Origin of the sequence: Weizmannia sp. FSL W8-0676, from assembly GCF_038593015.1 — a bacterium.
GTDB lineage: Bacteria > Bacillota > Bacilli > Bacillales > Bacillaceae_C > Weizmannia > Weizmannia coagulans.
Window position 1 is genome coordinate 1,249,179 of sequence record NZ_CP151954.1, and the last position, 25,886, is coordinate 1,275,064.

The following is a 25,886-nucleotide window of genomic DNA, read 5'->3' on the forward strand; positions in this document are numbered from 1 at the left end:
GCCTGCCGGATCAAGGGCAGATTGCAGCAAAAAGGCAGTGCCGCAGCAGGCAGTCCGGCCCCTGTGCCTGTATGTATACAAAGGGGGTGGATAAAGTTGCCGGAAGATATTTTATCGCAGTCTGAAATTGATGCGCTGCTATCCGCCCTGTCAACGGGGGAAATGAATGCGGAGGAAATAAAAAAAGAGGAAACCCGGAAAGTCAAAGTATATGATTTCAAGCGGGCGCTCCGGTTTTCAAAAGACCAGATCAGAAGCCTGACAAGAATTCATGAAAACTTCTCAAGGATTCTCACAACCTTTTTATCTGCCCAGCTCCGGACTTACGTGCAGATTTCGGTTGCATCGGCTGACCAGATCCCGTATGAGGAATTTATCCGTTCGATACCGAAAATGACCCTTCTGACGGTTTATGAAGTTCCCCCGCTTGACGGGAATATTATTATGGAAATTAACCCGAACATTGCCTACACGATGATGGATCGAGTGCTGGGAGGGTACGGGGAAAGCATCAATAAAATTGACAAACTCACTGAGATTGAAAAGAAAATCATGACGAGAATTTTTGACCAGACCATCGACCAGTTAAAGGAAGCGTGGAGTGAGATCATCGAAATCAATCCCTTTCTGACTGAACTGGAAGTCAATCCGCAGTTTCTGCAGATGATTTCTCCGAATGAAACCGTGGTCGTTATTTCTCTCAACACGACCATCGGCGATACAAGCGGCATGATCAATTTATGCCTGCCGCAAGTGGTGCTTGACCCGATGATGCCGAAATTGTCCGGGCATTATTGGATGCAGCACGCCGGAAAGGAACCGGATCCGGACAATATCCGCCTGCTCGAAGAAGGCATCAAGGAGGCAAAAGTGCCGCTCACCGCCGAACTGGGGACGGCAACGATAAAAATTGAAGACTTTCTGAATTTAGAAATTGGCGACTGTATACGGCTGAACCAAACCATTGAAGAGCCGTTGGTTGTCAAGGTGGATAAAATTCCGAAATTCATCGGGCAGCCAGGCAAGCAAGGCACTAAAATGGCTGTCCAAATCCTGGATATCATAGAGGAAGGGGAAGAAGAAAAGTATGAGCGATGATATGCTGTCGCAAGAAGAAATTGATGCCCTTCTTAACGGCACTGCAAATCTGGAAGACGCAAGCGCCAAAGATGCCCTCCATGTGGAAGATTATCTCGATTCCATGGAAAGGGATGCGCTTGGGGAAATTGGAAATATTTCGTTCGGGAGCTCTGCGACGGCATTGTCCACCCTGCTTTCACAAAAAGTTGAAATTACAACGCCTGAGGTCAGCATTGTCCGGCACGACAAACTGGCGGATGAATTTCCACATCCCTACGTGGCTATTCAGGTGAAATACACAGAGGGCTTTTCCGGCGTGAATGTGCTCGTCATCAAACAATCTGATGCCGCCATTATTGCCGACTTGATGCTGGGTGGAACCGGCGAAAATCCGAGCAGCGAACTGGATGAGATCCATTTGAGCGCGGTACAGGAAGCGATGAATCAGATGATGGGGTCTGCCGCCACCTCGATGTCTACGATTTTTAATAAAAGAATCGATATTTCCCCGCCGGCCGTTTCACTTTTAAATATTTTGGAAGGAGAAGGCACGGATAAGCTCCCGGACCAGGATTTGCTTGTAAAAGTCTCGTTCCGGATTATGATCGGGTCATTAATCGATTCGCAGATCATGCAGCTGTTGCCGCTTTCGTTTGCGAAAAAACTGGCGCGCGATCTCATTCATCCTGAACAACCCGCCGAAGCTGAAAAAAAAGCAGAGGAAAAGCAGCCGGATCAAAATATGCGCGGCCATGCTGCGGAAAAACCGGCTGAGCCTGCTCAAAATGCTGCAAAACAGGAGATGTACCAAAATGTGCAGCCAGCTGTTTTTACGAGTTTTGAAGAAACAGCGCCGCGCGTTGAAACGAAAAATCTGGACATGCTCCTTGATATCCCGCTTGAAGTGACTGTTGAACTGGGCAGGACATCGAAAACAGTAAGGGAAATTCTTGAAATGGGCGCAGGCTCCATTGTAGAACTGGACAAGCTTGCCGGAGAACCCGTGGATATTCTCATCAACCATCAGTTAATCGCCATCGGGGAAGTGGTTGTGATTGATGAGAACTTCGGTGTGCGTGTGACAGATATTGTGAGCCAGAAAGACCGGCTGAAAAAACTGAGATAATGGGGGAAGATCCAAATGGCAAAGAAAATTTTGATTGTAGATGACGCTGCGTTTATGCGCATGATGATTAAAGACATTCTGACAAAAAACGGATATGACGTTGTCGCTGAAGCGGCAGACGGCGCACAAGCAATCGAAAAATATAAGGAACACCGGCCGGATCTTGTGACAATGGATATTACAATGCCGGAAGTGGACGGGATCAGCGCACTGAAGGAGATTAAAAAAATCGAACCGGATGCAAAAGTCATCATGTGCTCGGCAATGGGCCAGCAGGCGATGGTTATTGATGCCATCCAGGCCGGCGCAAAAGATTTTATCGTCAAACCGTTCCAGGCTGACCGTGTGATCGAGGCCATCCAAAAAACGCTCGGCTGACGATGCCAGGAAGGTGACAGTGATTTGCAAAGCCAAGTGACGAAGGGGCTGGTGCTGCTTGGAATTCTGCTTTACCTGTTGTACGGGTTTCCGGCACCCGGCAATGCCCTTGCGGCTTCTTTTAACGGGAATGTGAAAGAATGCATCGACCATCCGAAACAGTGCCAAAAACAATCGGACGGAAAATCCGAAAGTGGGGCTAAACAATCGGAAACGGCAAATCCGGCGGTAACCTTCGGGGATATTGCGCGGATGATCCTCGCACTTATTTTCGTGATTTGTTTACTATACTTTGTTTTAAAATTTGTCAACAAAAGAAGCCGTGCCTATCAAAGCAGTAAAATGATACAGAATTTCGGCGGCACGCCTTTGGGCGGGAACAAGTCGCTGCAAATTGTAAAAGCGGGGGACAGGATTCTTATTTTAGGTGTCGGGGACGATGTGCAGCTTGTCAAAGAAATTGATGACGAGGAAGAGGTCAGGCAGTTCGTTGACCAGTACAATAAAAAGCTCGAGCAGCAACTGGAACCGCGCGATATTGCGACAAGGCTCATAAAAGCTGTGAAAAACAGGGAAACCGGGGCAAAAACAGAAGCAACCCCGTTCGGGCATTTGCTGAAATCGCAAATCAGCGCGATCAGGGAGGAGCGGGCGCAGGCGATGAAAGAACTGGAACAAAGGGAGAAGGAGAAACAGAACGATGAATGAGTTGTTGAATACATTAAGCAGCACATCCGGCGATACGGTTTCCCTTTCGGTCAAAATCCTTTTGCTTATGACCGTTCTTTCATTGGCCCCGAGTATTTTAATCCTGCTGACTTCTTTTACGCGGATTGTCATTGTCCTGTCTTTTGTCCGGACTTCGCTCGGCACGCAGACAGCCCCGCCGAATCAGGTGATCGTAGGGCTTGCGCTGTTTCTGACGTTTTTTATCATGGCCCCGACGTTTCAACAGGTAAACAAACAGGCGCTCACGCCGTTGTTCCATGATAAAGTGACGCTGGAAGAGGCTTATGACAAAGCCCAGAAGCCGTTTAAGGAATTTATGGCGAAACAGACCCGGCAGAAAGACTTGCAGCTGTTTTTAGATTATGCCCATAAAAAGCAGCCAAAGTCAGTGCAGGATATTCCAATGACAACGCTTGTTCCGGCATTTACGATCAGCGAATTAAAGACGGCTTTTCAAATGGGCTTTATGATTTTCATTCCTTTTCTTGTCATCGATATGGTCGTGGCAAGCGTCCTGATGTCCATGGGGATGATGATGCTGCCGCCTGTGATGATCTCGCTGCCTTTTAAAATCTTATTGTTTGTGCTCGTGGACGGATGGTATCTTGTTGTGAAGTCGCTGCTTGAAAGTTTTTAAAGAAGGTGAATGGATTGAGTGAGGAAATGGTCATTTCACTGGCCGAAAAAGGCATCATGGTGACCTTTATGGTCTGCGGCCCGCTTTTGTTGATTGCGCTTGTCGTCGGCATGATTGTTAGCATCTTCCAGGCTGCAACGCAAATCCAGGAACAGACGCTGGCATTTGTCCCGAAAATTGTTGCGGTGCTGCTCGGCCTCGTACTGCTTGGCCCGTGGATGCTGAGCCACATGCTTACATACACAAAAGAAATTTTATCCAATTTAACACAATATATAGGTTAACACATGGATGAACTGATTCCGTCATTCAGCATATTTTTACTCGTTTTCATCAGGGTCACAACTTTTTTTATCATGATGCCGTTGTTTTCCCACAGGAGCGTACCGGCCCGGTTCCGGATCGGCCTTGGTTTCTTTTTGTCCGTCCTTGTGACGTACACAATCCATGCCAAACCGTTCACCATGGACGGTGCCTATTTTTTGCTGATGATCAAGGAAGCACTTGTCGGCCTGCTGCTTGGCTTTACAGCCTATTTCATTTTGTCGGCCGTGCAATTGGCCGGCACGTTTATCGACTTTCAGGCAGGGTTTTCCATGGCCAATGTGATTGATCCGCAATCAGGGGCGCAAACGCCGCTTACCGGGGAATATTTGTACAGTTTTGCGCTGCTTTTATTGCTTTCCCTGAACGGGCACCACCTGCTTTTGGACGGGATTTATTACAGCTATTCGTTTATCCCGCTCGATCAGGCGTGGATCCATCTCGGGTCTTTCAATCTTGCAAAATATTTGGCAACACTTTTGGCCCGTGTGTTTCTCGTCGCTTTTCAAATGTCGGCACCCGTTGTCGCCGTCCTGTTTTTAACGGACATTGCGCTCGGCATCATCGCCCGGACCGTGCCGCAGCTTAATATTTTTGTAGTCGGCTTTCCGGTCAAAATTGCCGTTAGTTTGATCGCGCTGGCGGTGGCAATGGGCACGATTTATATTGCAGTTGAACATCTGTTTGAATGGATGTTTGTTGCGATGCGGAATTGTATGGCACTGTTGGGGGGATCCGTTTGAAGCACCTCTCACTCGATTTGCAGTTTTTCGCAGGGGAGAAAACAGAAAAGGCAACGCCGAAAAAACGGCGTGATGCCCGCAAAAAGGGGCAGACGGCCAAAAGCCAGGATATCGTAACGGCCGTCATGCTTCTGGCGGTGTTTCTGTTCTTGTATTTCGGGGCCTCCTCGATCGGAAGCCCGATGATGGCGCTCTTCCGCCAGGCCTTTTCAAAATACATGCTGCAGGATGTCACGGAGCAAAGCGTTGGCAAATTGATGACCGGCGTCATGAAACAGCTGGCTTCGATGCTTTTGCCAGTCATGGCCGTTGCCCTTTTGGCCGGCGTGATCGGCAATGTGGCCCAAACCGGCCTCCTTTTTACCGGCGAAGGGCTGAAACCGAATATAAACAAAATCAATCCCGTCGCCGGATTAAAACGGATTTTTTCGATCCGGGCGCTTGTGGAATTGTTAAAATCCGTTTTAAAAATGGCAGTGGTCGGTGCCGTCGCTTTTTACGTTATTTGGACCAACATCCAGGATATTTCAGGCCTGCCGTTTAAAAGCGCGGGCGATACGCTGGGTGCAGTCGGGCATCTCGCTGTCATAACCGGCATCAGCGCCTCCGTTGCGCTGTTTGTGCTCGCCGTTCTTGATTATTTGTACCAGCGTTTTGACTTTGAAAAAAATATCCGGATGTCCAAACAGGAAATCAAGGAAGAATTTAAAAACATGGAGGGCGACCCGCTGATTAAATCAAAAATCAGGCAAAAACAACGGGAAATGGCCATGCAGAGAATGATGCAGGAAGTGCCGAATGCCGATGTCGTCATTACCAACCCGACGCATTTTGCCGTCTGCCTCCGGTATGATGAAGCAAAGAGTGATGCGCCCATTGTTGTGGCAAAAGGGGCGGATTTCCTTGCTCAAAAAATTAAGTCGGTCGCAAAAGAGCATGACATTGTGATGCTGGAAAACCGGCCGCTGGCGAGGGCACTTTATGAGCAGGTGGAAGTTGGCGGACGCATTCCGGAACAGTTTTTCAAAGCAGTAGCGGAAATTTTGGCGTACGTATACAAAATCAAGCATAAAATTTAAGCTTTTTCATGCAAGTTAGGAGAGAAACCGTATGAGTGCAAGAGATTTGAGAGATATTCCCGTGATCGCAGGTGTCATTTTAATCGTCACCATGCTGATTATCCCGTTTCCGACATGGGCATTGAGCTTTTTAATTATATGTAATATTTCTCTTGCATTAATGGTGCTTTTAATCTCAATGAATATGAAAGAGCCGCTCCAGTTTTCCGTCTTTCCGTCGTTGCTGCTCATTTTAACCTTATTCCGGCTCGGACTGAATATCTCAACCACCCGCTCGATCCTTTCCACCGGCAATGCCGGCGGGGTCATTGAGACGTTCGGATCGTTCGTTGTCGGCGGCAACATCGTCGTTGGGCTTGTCGTCTTTACGATTTTGATTATTATCCAATTTATTGTGATTACAAAAGGCGCTGAACGGGTGGCTGAAGTGGCAGCCCGGTTCACGCTCGATGCGATGCCGGGCAAGCAAATGAGCATTGATGCGGACTTGAATGCCGGCATGATATCCGACCAGGAAGCGCGCGCCCGCCGGGAAAAAGTCAGCCGGGAAGCGGATTTTTACGGCGCGATGGACGGTGCCAGCAAATTTGTCAAAGGCGATGCGATTGCCAGCATCATTATCGTTCTCATTAATCTTATTTTCGGGATCATTATCGGCATGACCCAGCTCGGCCTCTCCATCAGTGATGCCGCGAGCCAGTTTTCGCTGATGACCGTCGGGGACGGCATTGTCAGCCAGGTGCCGGCGCTGCTCATTTCCACAGCAACCGGGATCGTGGTCACGAGGGCGGCATCAGACGGCAATCTTGGCCAGGACGTAATGGCGCAGATGTTGTCTTATCCAAAAATGCTGTATATCGCGGGAGGCACGATTTTTTTGCTTGGCCTGTTTACGCCGATTAATGATTTTTTAACTATGACGGTGGCAGCGGCTCTTTTCATCGGTGGTTTCCGGCTTCAGCAAGTCCCGAAAAAAACGGAACAGGAAAGCGCGGAGAAAGCGGAAGAACTCCAGCCTGAAGAATTGAAAAGCCCGGAAAGCGTCATGAGCCTGCTCGATATTGACCCGATCGAATTCGAATTCGGCTACGGCCTGATCCCGCTTGTTGATGCCAACCAGGGAGGCGATTTGCTTGACAGGATTGTCATGATCCGCAGGCAGCTCGCCATCGAACTCGGCGTTGTCATTCCGGTTGTCCGGATCCGCGATAATATCCAGCTTGAGCCGAATGAGTACCGGTTGAAAATAAACGGGAATGAACTTGCCAAAGGCGAGCTTCTTCTCGACCACTATTTGGCGATGGCACCCGGCGAAGATGACGGCTCCGTTGAAGGCATTGAGACGGTCGAGCCGGCTTTTGGAATGCCGGCAAAATGGGTCACGGAAGAACAAAAAGAACAGGCGGAAATGATGGGCTATACGGTCGTGGATCCTCCGACGGTTGTCTCGACCCATATTACGGAAATGATCCGTCAAAACGCGTATATGCTGCTCGGAAGGCAGGAAACAAAAGCATTGATTGACCATTTGAAAGAGTCGTACCCGGTGCTTGTGGAAGAGGTGACACCGAACCCGTTGTCCGTCGGAGATATCCAGAAAGTGCTGGCGAATCTTTTGAAAGAAAATGTTTCCATCCGAAAACTGCCGATTATCTTTGAAACGTTAGCCGACTATGGTAAATTAACAACAGATACTGATTTGCTGACGGAATACGCCCGCCAAAGCCTTGCGCGGCAAATTACGGAACAATATGCGCAAGACGGGCAATTAAAAGTCATCACCGTTTCGGGAAAAGTGGAAAAATTGATTGCGGACGGCATCCAGCGCACGGAGCACGGCAACTATCTTTCTCTGGATCCGTCCGTGTCGCAAAAAATTGTGGAATCCGTTTCACAGCAGGTTGAGAGGGTATCGCTGACCGGCAGTTCCGCGGTCATCCTTTGTTCGCCTGCCATCCGCATGTATTTGCGGCAAATGATTGAACGGTTCTTTCCCCAGGTGCCGGTTCTTTCCTATAATGAACTGGAAGCAAACGTTGAGGTACAAAGCACAGGGCTGGTGAACATAGAATGAAAATCAAAAAGTTTATGGCGCCCAATATGTCTGAAGCAATGAAACAGATCCGCCTTGAGCTCGGGGACCAGGCCGTCATTTTAAATTCAAAAGTGGTCCAGCGCAAAGGCTTTCTCGGATTTATGAAAAAGCGCAACATCGAAGTGATTGCAGCTGTTGATCCGGATGCCGGAAAAAATGGCACGGTACAAACGGCCCCCGCCTATAGCCTGAAAACCGAACGGGGTGAAAAACCCGCGCGCGCGCCGGATGCTTCCGCCCGTTCCGAAAAAGAAAGCCTGCAAAAAGAAATCGCAGAGCTGAAAAAAGTGGTCCGTGAAGTGTCGAAATTTGCCAATCCCGCTTACCAAAAGTATCCGCTGCCGGTTCAAAAACGATTAAACTCAGGTTCGCAGCAAGGGCTGGATGAATCGTTGCTGCTTGAGATCGGGGATGCCCTGTATGAAGAATGGGAGAAAGCAAACGGCAATCTGGCGGAAGAAGAAATTTTAAAACAAGCGAAGGCACTGCTTCAAAAAAAGCTGTCCCGTTTTACTTACGGGGGAAGCCGGAGAAAGTACGTGAACCTGATCGGGCCAACCGGTGTCGGAAAAACGACGACACTCGCCAAAATGGCTGCCCGGGCCGTGCTCGAAAGAAAAGAAAAAATTGCTTTCATTACAACGGATACGTACCGGATTGCAGCGATTGAACAATTAAAAACGTATGCAAACCTGCTGAATGTTCCGCTCGAAGTAATCTATAAATTGTCCGATTTCAAAAAAGCGATCGATAAATTTTCCGATTTTGACCGCATTTTTATCGATACCGCCGGCCGGAATTACAGGGAGCGGCAATATGTCCGTGAACTTTCTGGGCTTATCGATTTTCAAGCGGAAATGGACACCTTTCTGACGCTGTCTTTAACGATGAAAGAGAAAGATATGAAAGAAGTTGTTGACAGTTTTCAAAGCATCAGGATTGACCGGTTTATCTTCACCAAGCTGGATGAGACATCCACTTACGGCGCTGCGGTCAATTTAATGGAGCAGTATGGAAAAGGCTGTGCGTATGTGACAAACGGCCAGGATGTCCCGGATGATATGCTCGAGGCAACCCCCGGTATTTTTGCCGAATACGTATTTGGGGAGAACGGCAAATGAGAGACCAGGCAGAACAGCTGCGCGCAAAGTTAAAAATGCAACACGGGGTCCCGGCAAAAACGCTCGCAGTCGCAAGCGGAAAGGGCGGGGTCGGGAAGTCCAATATTTCGGTTAATTTGGCAATGGCACTTGCGGGAAAGGGAAAAAAAGTCCTTTTATTTGACCTGGATGTCGGCATGGGCAATATCCATGTCCTGCTCGGGCTTGATGCGCCGTATACGATCTCGGACTTTATCAACCGGAATATCCCGCTTGCCCAAATCATATGCGGCGGGCCGGCCAGCATTTCCTATATTTCTGCCGGCAACGGGTTTGCCCAAATTGTCGAGATGGAAGAAGCAGCAGTAAGCAGGCTTGTCACAGAACTCGAATTGCTCCAGTATGATTTTGATTACATCATTTTCGATATGGGTGCCGGCGCCGCGCCATCAAGCCTTAAAATTTTGCTTTCGGCTGATGATATTTTTATTGTCACAACACCTGAGCCGACAGCGATTACCGATGCTTATTCGATGATGAAATATATTTACATGCAGCAATTCAGCGCCCCCCTTTATTTAATTTGCAACCGGGCGGAAAAAGAAAAAGACGGGATGTTGACGTTAAACCGGCTTCAATTTACAGTTAAGAAATTTTTAGGGAAAGAAGTGAACATTCTCGGCGTTGTGCCGGAAGATGCGCATGTAAAAAAAGCTGTATCAAGGCAACTGCCGTTTTACAGTGCATTTCCACATTCAGCGGCTGCAAGAAGAATCGATGAATTGCTTAACCGCTATGTATCCGGCAATTCGGACGGGCCCAGCCAGCGCGCACCGGTATTTATGCGGAAACTGAGGGGGCTTTTGTTGAAACCTTAAACATGCATGACAATAACAGGGCAATGAATGACAGTTTTGAAAAACAGGGGGCAGATTTGTGAAATGGGAAAAACGTAAAGGAAGCGAACCGGAAAGAAACACGCAACCTTTGTCCGATCCTGTTCAAAGCGGACGGATAGCACAGAAAAAATTGGTTTGCATCGGAACATCGACCGGAGGCTCGCGCGCCCTGCAAACCGTCCTTTCTTCCCTGCCCGGGAATTTGGAAGCGCCCGTTCTGGTTGTCCAGCATATGCCAAGCGGATTTACAAAGTCGCTTGCCAGCCGGCTGAATGCCATTTCAAACATCAGGGTGAAAGAAGCCGAGGATGGCGAAATGCTCCAGCCGGGGGCGGTTTATATTGCGCCCGGGGACTTCCATATGGGCGTGGAGGCGCACGGCGCACATCTCTTTATCCAGCTTGAGCAATCCGCGCCGGTTAACGGGCACAGGCCGGCTGTGGATAAAACATTTGAATCGGTGAGCATGCTGAAAAACTATGAAACACTTGCCGTCATCATGACCGGGATGGGTTCAGACGGAACAAAAGGTTTGATCGCGTTAAAGAATCGCGGGCATGTAAGAGCGATTGTCGAAGCGGAAGAAAGCTGCATCGTTTACGGCATGCCGAGAAGTGCCATTGCCGCGAAAGTGGTGGATGAAGTTTTGCCGCTGGAAAAAATTGCGGAGGCAATCATGAAATTTATTAGTGATTAGGGTGTGGTATAGATGGAAATGAGCCAGTACTTGGAAGTGTTTATTGAAGAAAGCAGGGAACATATCCAGTCGTTAAACGAAAATGTGCTGCTGCTTGAAAAAAGCCCGGATGACTTGCAAATTGTCAATGAAATTTTCCGTTCCGCCCACACATTGAAAGGGATGTCGGCAACAATGGGGTATGAAGACCTCGCCAACCTGACTCATAAGATGGAAAATGTGCTTGATGCCATTCGGAACGGGAAGCTGTCTGTAACACCGGACATTATCGATGTGATTTTTACTGCGGTGAACCATCTGGAAGCGATGGTGGAATCGGTTGCAAACGGCGGGGACGGCAAAATGGATGTGAGCGGGACAATCGCCCGCCTGGAAACGGCAGAACAGGGTTCGGCCGGAGAGAAGAAGGCGGAGAAAGAAGCTTCGGCCGCCACAGCGGAAAAGGCGGAAACAGAGGAAGACGAATTTGACCAGTACGAACAGGCCGTGATTGTTCAATCAGAAGAACAAGGGTACAGCTGTTACCAGTTCACGGTAACATTGCGCAGCGATTGCCTTTTAAAAGCGGCGCGGGTATTCATGGTATTTGATATCCTTGAAAAATGCGGCGAGATTATCCATTCCGATCCGCCGGCCGACCAGCTGGAAGAAGAGCAGTTCGACAATGAATTTAAGGTGACGCTGATCTCAAAAGAGGACAGGGAAGAGATCCGCCAAAAAATCTGTAAAGTATCAGAGATTGAAGATGTCAAAGCAAGCACCGTGACCCTCTCAAAACCGGAGAGCGGACAACACCTGGAAACGGCAGAACCGGAGAAACCGGCAGCAGAAGAGAAAAAACAGGCTGCACCGGACATAGCGGAAAAGCAGCCGCAGAAACCGGCGAAAAAGCATCCGCAAAAACAGAAACATACAACGAAGACGATCCGTGTGAACATCGAGCGGCTGGATAATCTGCTGAATCTATTTGAAGAGCTGGTCATTGACCGCGGGCGCCTCGAACAAATTGCAAAAGAAGTGAACCATCCGGAGCTCAATGAAACCGTTGAAAGGATGTCCAGAATTTCCGGCGACTTGCAAACGATCATTTTGAACATGCGGATGGTGCCGGTCGAAACGGTGTTTAACCGTTTTCCGCGGCTTGTCCGCCAGCTGGCAAGAGAATTGCACAAAAAAATGGATCTCGACATTATCGGTGCCGAAACAGAACTGGACCGCACCGTCATTGATGAAATCGGCGACCCGCTTGTCCATCTGATCCGGAATTCGTGCGACCACGGCATTGAACAACCGGAAGAAAGAAAGCGGGCAGGAAAGCCGGAAACAGGGACAATTACGTTAAAAGCTTACCACAGCGGCAACCATGTGTTTATTGAAATCGAAGACGACGGCGCCGGCATTAACCGTGAAAAAGTGCTGGAAAAAGCCATTGAAAAAGGCATTGTCAAAAAGGAGGAAGCCGGCAGTTTAACAGACAGCCAGATTTATAACCTGATTTTTGAATCCGGTTTTTCAACCGCTGACCATGTATCTGATATTTCCGGCCGTGGTGTCGGGCTGGATGTGGTGAAATCAACTATTCAATCATTGGGCGGCTCGATTTCTGTCCATTCCGCAGAAGGGCGCGGATCCGTCTTTACGATTCAGCTGCCGCTTACCCTGTCGATCATTTCCGTCATGCTCGTGGAAATCGGGACGGAAAAATATGCTGTCCCGTTATCCTCTATTGTAGAGACGGCCATTATTAAGAAGGGCGAAATATTAAAAGCGCATCACCAAAAAGTGATCGATTTCCGGGGCAAAGTGGTGCCGCTTGTCTTTTTGAATGAAATATTTGAAGTTCCGGACGCAAAGCAAAATGATGAATATGTCTCCGTACTGATTGTGCGGAAAGGGGAAAAACTGGCTGCGTTTGTGGTGGACGCCTTTATCGGCCAGCAGGAAATCGTATTAAAATCTTTAGGGAATTATTTAACGAATGTATTTGCCATTTCTGGGGCCACCATTCTTGGAAACGGCCAGGTTGCCCTTATCATCGACAGCAATGCGCTGATTAAATAGAAAACAGGGTGCTTGCCGCCCATTTCATTGCCCAGGAAAGAGGTTGAGATCGTTGGAGAAAGTGATCGTATTTCAGTTAAATGATAAAGAGTATGCCCTGCCGGTTACGCAGGTTTTGGCCATTGAAAAGCTGCAGCATATTACAAGAGTGCCGCTTACCGCTCCTTTTATACTTGGCGTGATGAATTTGCGCGGTGTCATTATCCCGGTCGTTGATCTGAAAAAACGGTTTGGCATGGAGGATGACACGGGCGCTGATACGGAGGAACGCAAGCTGATCATCGTCCGGTTTGGAGAGATTGAAACGGGCCTGCTTGTGGACGAGGCGACGGATGTCCTGGATATCGACGAAAAAAAAGTGGAACCCGAGCCGGAAGTGGTAAACGCGGGCAAAGAGGACTTTATTTCCGGTGTGGCGAATATAAACCAGAGGCTTTTGCTGCTGCTTGATTTAGAAAAAACTTTAACGCCATTACAATAGGGGTATTTTAAATGGATATTAAAAATAAAATCACAAATCTTCACCTTGATGTCTTAAAAGAAATCGGGAATATCGGAGCGGGGCATGCCGCAACGGCACTTTCCAAATTGCTGCATAAAAAAATCAAAATGACGGTTCCGGATGTCCATATTGCTTCTTTTGAAGAAATCATGGATCTGATCGGCGGTGCTGAGCTCGTTGTGGTGAGCGTGTTTTTACGGATTGAAGGCGATGCACCCGGCAATATTTTTTTCATCGTGCCGGTTGCCCAGGGCGAACGATTCATTAAAGAAATGATCGGGGATCCGTCGTTTTCTTTTGAAAAACCGCCTTATCCGGAGCTCGGGCTGTCGGCGATGCTGGAGCTGGGCAATATTTTGTCGGGGTCTTATTTAACGGCGCTTTCCGATTTTACGAAGCTGGATATGCTGCCTTCCGTCCCGGCGCTCAGCATTGATATGTTCGGATCCATTATCAGCTACGGTTTGATTGAACTGTCCCAGGTCAGCGATTATGCCATCGTGATTGATACGGTGCTGAGCGATGAGCAGACGGAAAATTCCGATATGAAGGGGCATTTTTTCCTCTTTCCGGATCCGGATTCTTATGAAATCCTGTTCCGTGCGCTAAGGGTTGAATTAAATGGATAGCGAAATGAACATCGTCAAAGTGGGCATTGCGGAAATGAAGATTGTCACTTCTCCCGGCTTGATCAGGACCACCGGGCTTGGCTCATGCGTTGGCGTTGTCCTGTACGATTTGCCGGCCAAAACAGCCGGGCTTGCCCATGTGATGCTGCCTTCATCCTTCATTGCGAAGAACGGGGAGCATATGAATAAAGCAAAATTTGCGGATACCGCCATTTTTGAGCTGATCGGCATGCTGAAAAGCGTAGGCTGCCACCAGAGCAGGCTGTTGGCAAAAATCGCCGGCGGAGCCGAAATGTTTTCTTTTTCTTCCATGAATGAAGCAATGCGGATCGGGCCGCGCAATGTCGAGGCTGTAAAACACGAACTGAAAAAGTACCGCATTCAATTGGTGGCCGAAGATACCGGGGGGAAAAGCGGCCGCACGATTGAATTTAACCCGGAAAATGCCGTGCTGACCGTGAGAACGGTCAACCAGGGATCTGTCGAAATATAATGGGGGCCGCCCCTTTGTTTTCGGGAAAAGGCAATGGCAACAAGGAGGGATGCGATATGGCGGAGGAGCCAATACAGGGTGAAGAGCAGAAAGACTGGGATTTGTGGCTTAAATCCCGTGATCCGGAAGCCGGGAATGCCCTTGTGAAAAGATATATGCCGCTTGTTTCTTTCCATGTCCAAAGAATTGCCGCCGGGCTTCCCCGCAACGTATCGAAAGAGGATTTAAAAAGCCTCGGCATGTTCGGGCTTTTGGATTCATTAAACAAATTTGATCCGTCCCGCGAACTGAGATTTGATACATATGCTTCTTTTCGGATCCGCGGCGCGATTTTGGACGGCCTGCGGAAAGAAGACTGGCTGTCAAGGGGCACGAGAGAAAAAGCGAAAAAAATTGAAAGTGCCATTGAAAAGCTGGAGCAGAAATACTTGCGCGCCGTTTCTCCGAAAGAAGTCGCTTTGGAGCTTGGCATGGAAGAAACGGAAGTCTGCACAACGATGAATGAACAGTTTTTTGCCAATGTCCTGTCAATAGAAGAAACGGGAACCGACAATGATGAACCCGAAGCGGCATCCCGGCTCGTGTCCGGGGAACGGAATAATGGCCAGCCAGAATCCGAACTGGAAAAAAAGGAAACCGTAAAGGAACTGGCAGAGGCCATCCGTGCCCTGTCGGAAAAAGAGCAGCTTGTGCTGGGCCTCTTTTATCAGGAAGAATGCACGCTGACAGAAATCGGCGAAGTGATGGGGCTTTCCACTTCCCGCATTTCCCAGATCCATTCGAAGGCCATTTACAAACTGCGGAATATTTTGGAAAAACGGTTGCTGTAATCAGAGGGGGTGAATCAAACGGTTATTTTTTTCCTCATTCTTTCTTTCCTATTTAATGCGCTCTCCATTTTTGCCATCATCCTGCTCTATTTACGGCAAAACCGCTTTGCCCGGGCAGAACAGAACGTCAATAAAATGGTAAAGGAAATCGAAGACATCTTTTCCGTATACCTGATGGAGCTAAAAGAAGAAAACGATGCTTTTATCAAAAAAATGAAAGCAGGCAGGATGAAGGAGGCCGGGCCGGCGGAAAAAGCAGGGCCGGAAACGGAACAGCCGGCTCCAGAAACAAAAAAGCCGCCTGAAACAGGAGAAACAGCGGGACCGAAGCCGGACGCGCTCATCCGGACGTCCGCAAACCGGGCGTACCGGAATGCGGCCCGGCAAATTTCAGGGGAACAAAGCGAAGGGCAGCTTCAGGAAGAAAAAAGCCTTTTGCAAAAAGTGAATGATTTGCAACAAAACGGGTATACTGTTGATGAAATTGCCCAAAAATTAAATAAAGGCCGCACGGAAATCGAGCTGCTTCTAAAATTTCAGACAGGACGCGGATAATGCTTGATTCGCATTTTTTTTTATGTTATAGTAATCGTTGGTGTTATCACACACGCTTCATGATTTAAAGGACGGTGCTGCTTTTAAGCGGTCTCCTTTTGAAAAGGATTGGGGCGGAGGAAAAAAACCATAGGAGGAAATAAAATGTCAGTGATCTCAATGAAACAACTGCTCGAAGCCGGTGTCCATTTCGGCCACCAGACGCGCCGCTGGAATCCGAAAATGAAAAAATACATTTTCACGGAGCGGAACGGCATCTATATTATTGACCTGCAAAAAACGGTCAAAAAAGTGGAAGAAGCTTACAACTTTGTAAAAGAGCTTGCAGGAAACGGCGGAAATATTCTGTTCGTCGGCACGAAAAAACAGGCCCAGGAATCCGTTAAAGATGAAGCAGAACGTTCCGGCATGTTTTACGTGAACCACCGCTGGCTTGGCGGAACTTTAACCAACTTTGAAACGATCCAAAAACGGATTGACCGTTTGAAACAAATCGAAAAAATGGAAGAAGACGGCACGTTCGATGTCCTTCCGAAAAAAGAAGTCGTCCAGTTGAAAAAAGAACACGACCGTTTGGTGAAATTCCTTGGCGGCATTAAAGATATGCGGAACCTGCCGGATGCTTTGTTTGTGATCGACCCGCGCAAAGAACGCATCGCGGTGGCGGAAGCAAGAAAATTAAACATTCCGATTATCGGGATTGTGGATACAAACTGCGATCCGGATGAAATTGACTATGTCATTCCGGCAAACGATGATGCGATCCGTGCAGTCAAACTTTTGACCAGCAAAATGGCGGATGCCATTGTGGAAGCAAAACAGGGTGAAGAAGGTGCCGCTGAAGTTCCGGCTGAATCCGGCGAAGCAGCGGGCACGGAAGAAACGACTGTCGAAGCCTGATCCGTTTTCCGGCCGGGGTTTGACAGCACCGCACCTTACCAAAAATATCCCAATGAAAAAAAGGTGATAAGAAGGTTTGTGCTTATCACCTTTTTTTAGGGAGACGTACATAAACTTGAAGGAGGAAATCCGATGGCAATTACAGCTCAAATGGTGAAAGAACTGCGTGAAAAAACCGGCGCAGGTATGATGGACTGCAAAAAAGCGCTGACAGAAACGAACGGCGATATGGAAAAAGCAGTGGACTATCTTCGTGAAAAAGGGATTGCAAAAGCGGCGAAAAAGGCAGACCGCGTTGCTGCAGAAGGAACCACTTACGTATTAAGCGAAGGCAACCACGCCGTTATTCTCGAAGTCAATGCTGAAACAGACTTTGTTGCAAAAAATGCAGAATTCCAAAACCTTGTAAAAGAAATCGCTGAACATTTGCTCAAAAGCAAACCGGCCGATCTGGATACCGCTTTACAATCAACAATGGCAAACGGATCGACTGTCAATGATTTTATTACACAGGCGATTTCCAAAATCGGTGAAAAAATTTCGCTCCGCCGTTTTGCCCTGAAAACGAAAACAGATAACGGCGCATTCGGCGAATACCTTCACATGGGCGGCCGCATCGGCGTGCTCACCGTTCTTGAAGGCACAACCGATGCTTCTGTTGCAAAAGACGTAGCCCTTCACGTGGCAGCGATGAATCCGAAATACATCTCCCGCGACCAGGTTTCGGAAGCAGAAGTGTCCCATGAACGCGAAGTATTAAAACAACAGGCGCTGAACGAAGGCAAACCGGAAAAGATTGTGGAAAAAATGGTGGAAGGGCGCTTGAAGAAATACTTCGAGGAAATTTGTGTGGCAGACCAGGCGTTTGTCAAAAACCCGGATCAAACGGTTGGGCAGTTTGTCGCTTCCCATAACGCAAAAGTGGCAGATTTTGTCCGTTATGAAGTCGGCGAAGGCATTGAAAAACGCCAGGAAAACTTTGCTGAAGAAGTCATGAATCAAGTGAAGAAAAACTAGTTTTAAAAAGGGGAACACAGTGTGTTCCTCTTTTTAAAAGAAGGCAGGAGCAGGATTTTAACCTTGCAAAAAAATGCCCCGTTTACTGGCAAAGATGGACCGGGGCAATTTTACATAACCATATTGGAGGTTCAAAATGGACACCCCTAAATATAAACGTGTCGTATTGAAACTAAGTGGCGAGGCATTGGCCGGAGAGCAGGGCTTTGGGATCCATCCGACGGTCATCCAGTCCGTCGCACGGCAAGTAAAAGAAATTGTCGAGCTTGGCGTTGAAGTGGCGATTGTCGTCGGCGGCGGCAATATTTGGCGTGGCAAGATCGGCAGCCAGATGGGAATGGACAGGGCAACAGCCGATTATATGGGCATGCTCGCCACTGTCATGAATGCAATGGCCCTTCAGGACAGCCTGGAACAGAGCGGCGTGGAAACACGCGTGCAGACTTCCATTGATATGCGCCAGGTGGCAGAGCCTTATATCAGAAGGCGGGCCATCCGCCATCTGGAAAAAGGGCGTGTCGTTATTTTTGCCGCCGGCACCGGCAATCCGTTTTTCTCCACCGATACGACCGCCGCGCTGCGTGCAGCAGAAATTGAAGCCGATGTCATTTTGATGGCAAAAAATAATGTGGATGGTGTTTATTCTGCTGATCCGAAACTGGACAAAGACGCTGTTAAATATGAAGAGCTTTCATATCTGGATGTCATCAAAGACGGCCTCGCTGTCATGGACTCCACTGCGTCCTCTTTATGTATGGACAATGACATCCCGCTTATAGTATTCTCAATTATGGAGGAAGGAAACATCAAACGCGCCGTCTTGGGCGAAACCATTGGGACAATCGTTAGGGGGAAAATATGATGGCAAATCAGGTCATTGACACTGCAAAAGATAAAATGGCAAAAGCAATCCAGGCTTTTCAGCGCGAACTCGGCTCCATCCGGGCGGGGCGTGCAAACGCGGCCCTGCTCGATAAAATCACGATAGATTACTACGGCGCCAGAACACCTGTAAACCAGCTTGCGTCCATTTCCGTGCCGGAAGCGCGCCTTATGGTGATCCAGCCGTATGATAAAACGGTGCTGGGTGAAATTGAAAAGGCCATTTTAAAATCGGATCTCGGCCTTACGCCGAATAATGACGGATCCGTGATCCGCCTTTCCATCCCGCCTTTAACGGAAGAACGGAGAAAAGAACTGGTGAAGCTCATCAAAAAAGAAGCGGAAGAAGCAAAAGTTGCGATCCGCAATGTGCGCCGCGATGCCAATGATGAGCTGAAAAAGCAGGAAAAAAACGGCGAGATTACTGAAGACGAGCACCGCGGCTTTGCGGAAGACGTCCAGAAAATCACCGACCAGCACATCCAAAAAATCGATAAAATGACAAAAACAAAAGAGCAGGAAATCATGGAAGTCTGACTGCCGGACAAAAAACTTCCGTTGGCAAGCGGCCAATGGAAGTTTTTTTATGTTAACAGGAATGCGCGTTTTCACGGGAGCATGGAAAGTTCCGGCTCCAAAAGACCTTTGCCATACTGCCGGGAAAACGGGCTTCACACGCGCTTTAAAAGGGGATACAAAGCCGGTTTTCCATACGCCACAAAACCAAATGGCCGGACCATTTAAAAACAGAACTACACAAACGCATCCATTTTCTCTATAATAGAGGTTGGCAAATGGAATATAAAGGCCATACCACTTTTGCCGGAAACGACTGAACACCGTATGGCCGCGGTACCGTGCATGGAGATGCAGGCGGATACCATTTGGAGGGCAAATGTGCATATGAATTTAAAAAGATGGAAATCTTTCGATAAAGAAGGCCGCGGCACGATCGCCCGCGGCGAAAAAGTGAAAGCTGCCGCCATCCCGGAACACGTCGCCATCATCATGGACGGCAACGGAAGATGGGCGAAAAAACGCCATTTGCCGCGGGTGGCCGGCCATCACGAAGGCATGAAAACCGTCCGGAAAATTACCCGTACCGCCAACCGGCTCGGGATCAAAGTATTGACGCTTTATGCTTTTTCAACAGAAAACTGGAAAAGGCCAAAATTAGAAGTGGAATACTTAATGAAGCTGCCGGAAGAATTTTTATCCACTTATCTTCCCGAGCTGAAAGCGGAAAATGTGAAAGTGCAGATGATGGGGTGCAAAGAAAAAATTCCGCCCCATACCCAAAGGGCCATCAATAAAGCGATCAGTGAAACGGCGCAAAACGACGGGCTGATTCTCAATTTTGCGTTGAATTACGGGAGCAGGGATGAAATTATGCGCGCCGTGAAAAATATTTTAATGGATGTAAAAAATGGTATAATGAATGAAAACGAGCTGACAGAGGAAGTGTTCCACCAGTACTTAATGACGCACGGCCTGCAGGACCCCGACCTTTTAATCCGGACGAGCGGGGAAATCCGGCTCAGCAATTTTATGTTATGGCAGCTGGCATATACGGAGTTTGTATTTACAGATGTGTTATGGCCGGATTTTGATGAGGAACATTTTTTAAGTGCAATTGAAGAGTATCAAAAACGTTCCCGAAGATACGGCGGTTTAAAAAGTGAGGAGCAGTCTGAATGAAACAAAGAATCATCACAGCCATCGTGGCAGCAGCTTTTTTTATTCCTTTTGTGATATACGGGAAATGGCCGTTTGTCCTGCTCGTGTATGCCATGGCGACCGTCGCGCTGTACGAGCTGTTGCGGATGGGAAAACAGCCATTGTTTTCCTTTGACGGCATCCTTTCCGTCCTGCTGCTCTGGCTGATTTTATTTCCATCAAAGTATATGCATGTCATCGCACAAACAGGCTTTTCCAAGCTTGAATTGGTGTATATGATCGTGCTGCTTTTTCTCGCCTATATGGTGGTGACGAAAAACCGGTTTACATTTGAACAGGCGGGTTTCCACATTTTGTCCGCCATCTATGTTGGCATCGGTTTTTATTATTTTATTGAAACGAGAAATGCGCCGGATGTGGGCATTACCTATATTCTTTACGCCCTGTTTCTCATTTGGGCTACGGATTCCGGCGCTTATTTCATCGGGCGGGCTTTTGGAAAGCATAAGCTGTGGCCGGAGATCAGCCCGAATAAAACGGTTGAAGGCGCGCTTGGCGGCGTGCTGTGTGCTGCCGTTGTTGCTGTGCTGTTTTTTTTCTTCTCCAATATCGGCCTCGGGCTCTGGCGGCTCATGATGTCCACGGTCGTCCTCTCCGTTTTCGGCCAGATCGGGGATTTGGTGGAATCCGCCTATAAACGGCATTACGGGGTAAAAGATGCAGGAAAGATCCTGCCCGGTCACGGCGGCATCTTGGACCGCTTCGACAGTTTATTGTTTGTCCTCCCGCTTATCCATTTTTTAAAAATGATGGCGGGATAGAAAAAGAGGTGGAAAACATTGAAGCGAATCAGCCTGTTAGGGGCGACGGGCTCCATCGGCACGCAAACGCTGGATGTGATCCGGAACCATCCGGAAGCATTCCGGCTCGCTGCTTTTTCAGCAGGGAGAAATCTTAACTTAACGAGGAAAATCATTTCGGAGTTTCATCCGGCGCTTGTCTCTGTCGCTGACAAAGAGGACTGTGCCCGGCTGAAAACTGAATTCGGGGACAGCCCGGTTGTACTCTGCGGGGAAAAAGGGATGGTCGAAACGGCAGTATATGCCGAATCGGATATTTTGGTCAATGCGGTGCTTGGCAGTGTCGGGCTGTTGCCGACTTTGGAGGCGATCCGGGCGGGGAAAACCGTGGCAATCGCCAATAAAGAAACGCTCGTCACAGCCGGCCATCTCGTTATGGATGCAGCAAAGCGCGCCGGCACTGCCATTCTTCCAATTGACAGTGAACATTCCGCCATTTTTCAATGTTTGCAAGGGGAAAACCGGAATGAAATCGAACGGCTCATCATTACCGCATCCGGCGGCAGCTTCCGTGATTATACAAGGGAGCAGCTTGAAACTGTCACTGTAAAAGATGCGCTGAACCATCCGAACTGGTCGATGGGTGCCAAGATCACGGTTGATTCGGCAACGATGATGAATAAAGGGCTCGAGGTCATTGAAGCACATTGGCTGTTCGGCCTTCCCTTTGAAAAAATTGATACGATCCTGCACCGCGAAAGCATCATCCACTCTCTCGTGGAATTCCGTGACGGTAGTGTGAAGGCGCAGCTTGGAATGCCCGATATGCGCATCCCGATCCAATATGCGCTCGGGTTTCCAAAAAGGCTGCCGCTTCCGGATGCAAAGCGGCTCCATTTGGCGGAAATCGGCCGGCTTCATTTTGAAAAAATGGATGAAGAACGATTTTACTGCCTGAAACTTGCCTATGAAGCCGGAAAAGCCGGCGGATCGATGCCGGCCGTGCTGAATGCGGCCAATGAAGCGGCGGTCCATGCCTTTTTGCAGGAAAAAATCGCGTTTTTGCAAATTGATCAGTTGATTGAAAAGGCGCTTGCAAGGCATAATGTAATTATACACCCTGATTTGGAAACGATCCGGGCCGTTGACCGTGAGACGCGGGACTATGTGGCCTCGCTCATGTAAGCGGGGGGCTTCCCCGGAGTTCCTGAAAAAGGCGGAGACTATTTTAAAGTAAGGTGGTATTCATTTGACGACAGTTATAGCCTTTATTTTGATTTTTGGTTCGCTAGTCATTTTCCATGAAGCCGGGCATTTCTTTGTTGCAAAAAAAGCCGGGATTTTATGCCGCGAATTTGCGATCGGATTCGGCCCGAAGATTCTTTCGTTTAAGAAAAACGAAACGCAGTATACCATCCGCCTGCTTCCGATCGGCGGATACGTGCGGATGGCGGGGGAAGACCCGGATATGCCGGAGTTGAAGCCAGGCCAGCGGGTTGGGCTGCTTTTCGATGAAAACGAAGCCGTTGAAAAAATCGTGGTGAACGGAAAAGACCGGTATACTGGATTGCGCATGATTGAAACGGAATCTGCAGATCTGGAACGTGCGCTTGTAATCAAAGGCTATGAAGAAGGCGATGATGAACACCTCCGGACGTTTAAAGTGAAAAGGGATGCCGTGCTTGTCGAAGACCGGATGGAAATGCAAATCGCGCCATGGGACCGCCAGTTTGCCTCCAAATCGCTCGGGAAGCGGGCGCTCACGATTTTTGCCGGGCCACTCATGAATTTCGTCCTGGCAGCCCTTGTCTTTACCCTTATGGCGGTGGTGCAGGGGGTGCCGATGACCGATCCAGTGCTCGGAACCGTTGTAAAGGACAGTGCTGCGGCAAAGGCCGGGCTCCATAAAGGGGATACGGTGATCAGCATTGACGGTGCGGAAATCTCGACGTGGAATGACATTGTCGACGTCATCCAAAAACACCCTGATGAAAAAATCACGTTTACAGTGGAACGGAACGGCAAAACAATGGACATTCCGGTGACGCCAAAAAGCATTTCAGAGGACGGGAAAACATTCGGGAGAATCGGCGTGAACAGCCCGGTTGACCATTCCCCGCTGAAAGTTGCCACGTACGGCATTACACAGACATACGTCTGGACGGTGGAAATTTTTAAACTGCTTGGCCACCTGATCAGCGGCGGCTTTTCCATTGATATGCTGTCAGGCCCTGTCGGCATTTATAAATCAACAGAGACCGTCGCCAAGTCGGGCATCATCTATTTGTTTAAATGGGCAGGATTGTTGAGCATCAACATCGGGATTATGAACCTGCTCCCGCTGCCGGCTTTGGATGGAGGCAGGCTGCTGTTTTTCGGAATCGAAGCATTGCGGGGCAAACCGATTGACCGGCAAAAAGAAGGCATCGTCCATTTTATCGGTTTTGCGCTCCTGATGCTGTTGATGATCATTGTCACCTGGAATGATATCCAAAGATTTTTCTTGTAAAGCTTCCGGTTTGCAGGGGGTTCCGGCGGGCCCTGTTGCAAAAGGGCCTGCTTCCTCCGTAAATTTGTTTGCTTTACGGATGTGGTTATAAAATGGACTTGAATTGCTGGTCCACCATCAGCCCGGTTTGGCCCGCCCGTTTTCACAAGCAGCGCCAAATCTTCGTTCAATTTGTAGCGGCTGGATTACTTTTAAAATCTGCATTTTTACGCACCCTGGCCTGGCTTTTCATTTACAATCTCTCATCATCCAACCCCGGGCCTGGTTTGCTGAATCGGGGAATAGAAACAAATAAACGTTACAAACTCAACTGATCTATAATAAAAGAATACGGGAGTGCGATGTATGAAACAGAGCAAATTGTTTATTCCGACATTGCGGGACGTACCGGCCGAAGCCGAGGTGAAAAGCCATCAGCTGCTGCTCCGTGCCGGGTACATACGGCAAATTGCAAGCGGCGTTTATACGTATTTGCCGCTCGCGAAAAAAGTCTTACATAAAATTGAAGCGATTATCCGTGAAGAATTGGAAGCCATCGGTTCCATGGAATTGCTGATGCCGTCCCTCCAGCCGGCGGAATTGTGGCAAGAATCGGGGCGCTGGTATTCTTACGGCCCGGATCTGATGCGCCTTAGGGACCGGCATGAACGAGACTTTGCGCTCGGGCCGACGCATGAAGAAGTGATCACAAGTTTAATCCGGAACGAAGTAAAATCGTATAAACGCCTGCCGCTTTCTTTATACCAAATCCAAACGAAATTCCGGGATGAAAAGCGCCCGCGTTTCGGCTTGCTGCGCGGGCGGGAATTCATCATGAAAGACGCGTATTCTTTCCACGCCAATCAAGAGAGCCTCGATGAGACGTATAAGGATATGTACCGGGCCTATACCAATATTTTCTCGCGGTGCAAACTGGATTTCCGTGCCGTATTGGCGGACTCGGGCGCGATCGGCGGGAAAGATACGCAGGAGTTCATGGTGCTGTCTGAAATCGGGGAAGACACCATTGCGTATTCCGATTCATCCGATTATGCGGCGAATATTGAAATGGCGGAAGTGAAGACCGTTTACACAAAGCCGGATGAAGCGGAAAAACCGCTCGAAAAAATTCCGACCCCTGGGCAAAGAACGATCGCGCAAATTGCGGACTTCCTGCAGGCAGATCCTGAAAAATGCCTGAAAACCCTCGTGCTGAAAGCGGACGACGAATATGTAATCGTGCTGGTCAGGGGCGATCATGACGTAAATGAAGTCAAGGTCAAACACCTTCTCGGTTCTGAAACGATTGAAATGGCAGATCCGGAAGCCATCAAGTCGATCATGGGGGCGGATCCCGGTTCGCTCGGCCCTGTCGGCGCGCCGGAGAAGATCCGGATTTTGGCCGATAACGCCGTCCGTTATGTGGTAAACGGCATTTGCGGCGCCAATGAGAATGACTTCCACTATGTGAATGCGAATCCGGGGAGGGATTACCGCGTCGATTTATACGGGGATCTCCGCAATATTCAGGAAGGCGACCCGTCCCCGGACGGAAAGGGAACGATCCGGTTTGCGCGCGGCATAGAAGTCGGGCATATTTTCAAACTCGGCACAAAATACAGCGAGGCAATGCACGCCGCCTTTTTAGACGAAAACGGCAGGGAACAGGTCATGCTGATGGGCTGTTACGGGATCGGCGTCTCCCGCACTTTAACGGCAGTGTGCGAACAGCATAACGATGATAAAGGGCTCGTTTGGCCTGTCAATCTGGCGCCGTTTGACGTGCATCTCGTGCCGGTAAATATGAAGGATGCCCAACAAGCCGCCCTTGCAGAAACGCTCCATGCGGAACTTGAAAAACGGTTTACCGTCTTGATGGATGACAGAAACGAGCGCCCGGGTGTGAAATTTGCAGATTCCGACCTGATTGGCCTGCCTGTCCGGGTAACCGTCGGGAAAAAAGCGGCTGAGGCAATCGTCGAAGTGAAAATCAGAAAAACCGGGGAAGTGCTCGAAGTGAAAAAAGAGGATTTGGCTGAAACACTTTCCAATATTTTAGCAGAACTTGCTTCATGACAGGGGCATCGGCTGACCGGCCGGTGCTTCTCTTCTTTTCCTGCAAAAAAGAGGCAGAAAATGTTTTATTTGGAAAATCCCGGCACTCG

Annotated in this window: 27 protein-coding genes; all 27 read left to right on the forward strand. The window is 48.7% G+C overall.

What is annotated here, in order from left to right:
• Positions 1-96 precede the first annotated feature (96 nt).
• The 27 genes from fliM to NST20_RS06175 all read left to right on the forward strand — a co-directional run bounded on the left by fliM (position 97) and on the right by NST20_RS06175 (position 25,797).
• Positions 97-1,098, forward strand: coding sequence for a flagellar motor switch protein FliM (gene fliM, locus NST20_RS06045; protein ID WP_017554478.1), 1,002 nt, complete (start codon positions 97-99; stop codon positions 1,096-1,098).
• Positions 1,088-2,206: a flagellar motor switch phosphatase FliY gene (gene fliY / locus NST20_RS06050; RefSeq protein ID WP_342400261.1), complete on the forward strand. Its 1,119-nt coding sequence runs from the start codon at positions 1,088-1,090 to the stop codon at positions 2,204-2,206. Before fliM ends, fliY begins: the two co-directional genes overlap by 11 nt.
• Positions 2,207-2,221: 15 nt before the next feature.
• Entirely contained in the window at positions 2,222-2,584 is a 363-nt protein-coding gene (locus NST20_RS06055; protein ID WP_061565831.1) for a response regulator, read from the forward strand.
• 24 nt (positions 2,585-2,608) lie between these two features.
• The gene (locus NST20_RS06060; RefSeq protein ID WP_013859102.1) at positions 2,609-3,292 is read left to right on the forward strand and encodes a flagellar biosynthetic protein FliO; all 684 of its coding nucleotides are present in this window, start codon (positions 2,609-2,611) and stop codon (positions 3,290-3,292) included.
• Positions 3,285-3,950, forward strand: coding sequence for a flagellar type III secretion system pore protein FliP (fliP, locus tag NST20_RS06065; protein ID WP_013859103.1), 666 nt, complete (start codon positions 3,285-3,287; stop codon positions 3,948-3,950). Before NST20_RS06060 ends, fliP begins: the two co-directional genes overlap by 8 nt.
• A gap of 14 nt (positions 3,951-3,964) precedes the next feature.
• Positions 3,965-4,234 (forward strand): flagellar biosynthesis protein FliQ, encoded by a 270-nt coding sequence (fliQ, locus tag NST20_RS06070; protein WP_014095440.1) that lies wholly within the window; start codon positions 3,965-3,967, stop codon positions 4,232-4,234.
• Positions 4,235-4,237: 3 nt separating this feature from the next.
• Positions 4,238-5,017, forward strand: coding sequence for a flagellar biosynthetic protein FliR (fliR, locus tag NST20_RS06075; RefSeq protein WP_013859105.1), 780 nt, complete (start codon positions 4,238-4,240; stop codon positions 5,015-5,017).
• Positions 5,014-6,096 carry a flagellar biosynthesis protein FlhB gene (flhB, locus tag NST20_RS06080; protein ID WP_081110525.1) on the forward strand — a complete coding sequence of 361 codons (1,083 nt, stop codon included), beginning with the start codon at positions 5,014-5,016 and terminating at the stop codon, positions 6,094-6,096. The genes fliR and flhB overlap by 4 nt, the downstream gene beginning before the upstream one ends.
• 31 nt (positions 6,097-6,127) lie before the next feature.
• On the forward strand, positions 6,128-8,170 hold the full coding sequence (flhA, locus tag NST20_RS06085) for a flagellar biosynthesis protein FlhA (protein WP_195850453.1): 2,043 nt from the start codon (positions 6,128-6,130) through the stop codon (positions 8,168-8,170).
• Positions 8,167-9,312: a flagellar biosynthesis protein FlhF gene (gene flhF / locus NST20_RS06090; protein WP_017554483.1), complete on the forward strand. Its 1,146-nt coding sequence runs from the start codon at positions 8,167-8,169 to the stop codon at positions 9,310-9,312. The genes flhA and flhF overlap by 4 nt, the downstream gene beginning before the upstream one ends.
• Positions 9,309-10,169: a MinD/ParA family protein gene (locus tag NST20_RS06095; RefSeq protein WP_342400262.1), complete on the forward strand. Its 861-nt coding sequence runs from the start codon at positions 9,309-9,311 to the stop codon at positions 10,167-10,169. Before flhF ends, NST20_RS06095 begins: the two co-directional genes overlap by 4 nt.
• 58 nt (positions 10,170-10,227) lie before the next feature.
• Positions 10,228-10,887 carry a CheB methylesterase domain-containing protein gene (locus NST20_RS06100; protein WP_342400263.1) on the forward strand — a complete coding sequence of 220 codons (660 nt, stop codon included), beginning with the start codon at positions 10,228-10,230 and terminating at the stop codon, positions 10,885-10,887.
• 12 nt (positions 10,888-10,899) lie between these two features.
• Positions 10,900-12,948, forward strand: a complete 2,049-nt coding sequence (locus NST20_RS06105; RefSeq protein WP_342400264.1) for a chemotaxis protein CheA — start codon at positions 10,900-10,902, stop codon at positions 12,946-12,948.
• Positions 12,949-13,000: 52 nt separating this feature from the next.
• A complete protein-coding gene (locus tag NST20_RS06110; protein WP_013859113.1) occupies positions 13,001-13,429 on the forward strand; it encodes a chemotaxis protein CheW in 429 nt (142 codons plus the stop codon).
• 11 nt (positions 13,430-13,440) lie between these two features.
• Complete coding sequence (locus NST20_RS06115) at positions 13,441-14,079, forward strand: chemotaxis protein CheC (RefSeq protein ID WP_342400265.1); 639 nt, start codon at positions 13,441-13,443, stop codon at positions 14,077-14,079.
• Complete coding sequence (locus tag NST20_RS06120; RefSeq protein WP_017554487.1) at positions 14,072-14,572, forward strand: chemotaxis protein CheD; 501 nt, start codon at positions 14,072-14,074, stop codon at positions 14,570-14,572. Before NST20_RS06115 ends, NST20_RS06120 begins: the two co-directional genes overlap by 8 nt.
• Positions 14,573-14,628: 56 nt before the next feature.
• Positions 14,629-15,402 carry a FliA/WhiG family RNA polymerase sigma factor gene (locus NST20_RS06125; protein WP_013859116.1) on the forward strand — a complete coding sequence of 258 codons (774 nt, stop codon included), beginning with the start codon at positions 14,629-14,631 and terminating at the stop codon, positions 15,400-15,402.
• A gap of 9 nt (positions 15,403-15,411) precedes the next feature.
• The gene (locus tag NST20_RS06130; protein WP_019721100.1) at positions 15,412-15,957 is read left to right on the forward strand and encodes a hypothetical protein; all 546 of its coding nucleotides are present in this window, start codon (positions 15,412-15,414) and stop codon (positions 15,955-15,957) included.
• Positions 15,958-16,101: 144 nt separating this feature from the next.
• Entirely contained in the window at positions 16,102-16,857 is a 756-nt protein-coding gene (rpsB, locus tag NST20_RS06135) for a 30S ribosomal protein S2 (RefSeq protein WP_013859118.1), read from the forward strand.
• Positions 16,858-16,989: 132 nt separating this feature from the next.
• On the forward strand, positions 16,990-17,874 hold the full coding sequence (tsf, locus tag NST20_RS06140; RefSeq protein ID WP_029141562.1) for a translation elongation factor Ts: 885 nt from the start codon (positions 16,990-16,992) through the stop codon (positions 17,872-17,874).
• Between the two features lie 136 nt (positions 17,875-18,010).
• Positions 18,011-18,736, forward strand: coding sequence for a UMP kinase (pyrH, locus tag NST20_RS06145; RefSeq protein ID WP_013859120.1), 726 nt, complete (start codon positions 18,011-18,013; stop codon positions 18,734-18,736).
• Positions 18,736-19,293 (forward strand): ribosome recycling factor, encoded by a 558-nt coding sequence (gene frr / locus NST20_RS06150; protein ID WP_026104870.1) that lies wholly within the window; start codon positions 18,736-18,738, stop codon positions 19,291-19,293. Before pyrH ends, frr begins: the two co-directional genes overlap by 1 nt.
• A 366-nt stretch (positions 19,294-19,659) precedes the next feature.
• Positions 19,660-20,454, forward strand: a complete 795-nt coding sequence (locus NST20_RS06155; RefSeq protein ID WP_017554493.1) for an isoprenyl transferase — start codon at positions 19,660-19,662, stop codon at positions 20,452-20,454.
• Positions 20,451-21,254: a phosphatidate cytidylyltransferase gene (locus NST20_RS06160; RefSeq protein WP_013859123.1), complete on the forward strand. Its 804-nt coding sequence runs from the start codon at positions 20,451-20,453 to the stop codon at positions 21,252-21,254. The genes NST20_RS06155 and NST20_RS06160 overlap by 4 nt, the downstream gene beginning before the upstream one ends.
• Before the next feature lie 18 nt (positions 21,255-21,272).
• Complete coding sequence (locus tag NST20_RS06165; protein WP_041818971.1) at positions 21,273-22,418, forward strand: 1-deoxy-D-xylulose-5-phosphate reductoisomerase; 1,146 nt, start codon at positions 21,273-21,275, stop codon at positions 22,416-22,418.
• 64 nt (positions 22,419-22,482) lie between these two features.
• On the forward strand, positions 22,483-23,742 hold the full coding sequence (gene rseP, locus NST20_RS06170) for an RIP metalloprotease RseP (protein ID WP_019721104.1): 1,260 nt from the start codon (positions 22,483-22,485) through the stop codon (positions 23,740-23,742).
• A gap of 345 nt (positions 23,743-24,087) precedes the next feature.
• A complete protein-coding gene (locus NST20_RS06175; protein WP_019721105.1) occupies positions 24,088-25,797 on the forward strand; it encodes a proline--tRNA ligase in 1,710 nt (569 codons plus the stop codon).
• Positions 25,798-25,886 lie beyond the last annotated feature (89 nt).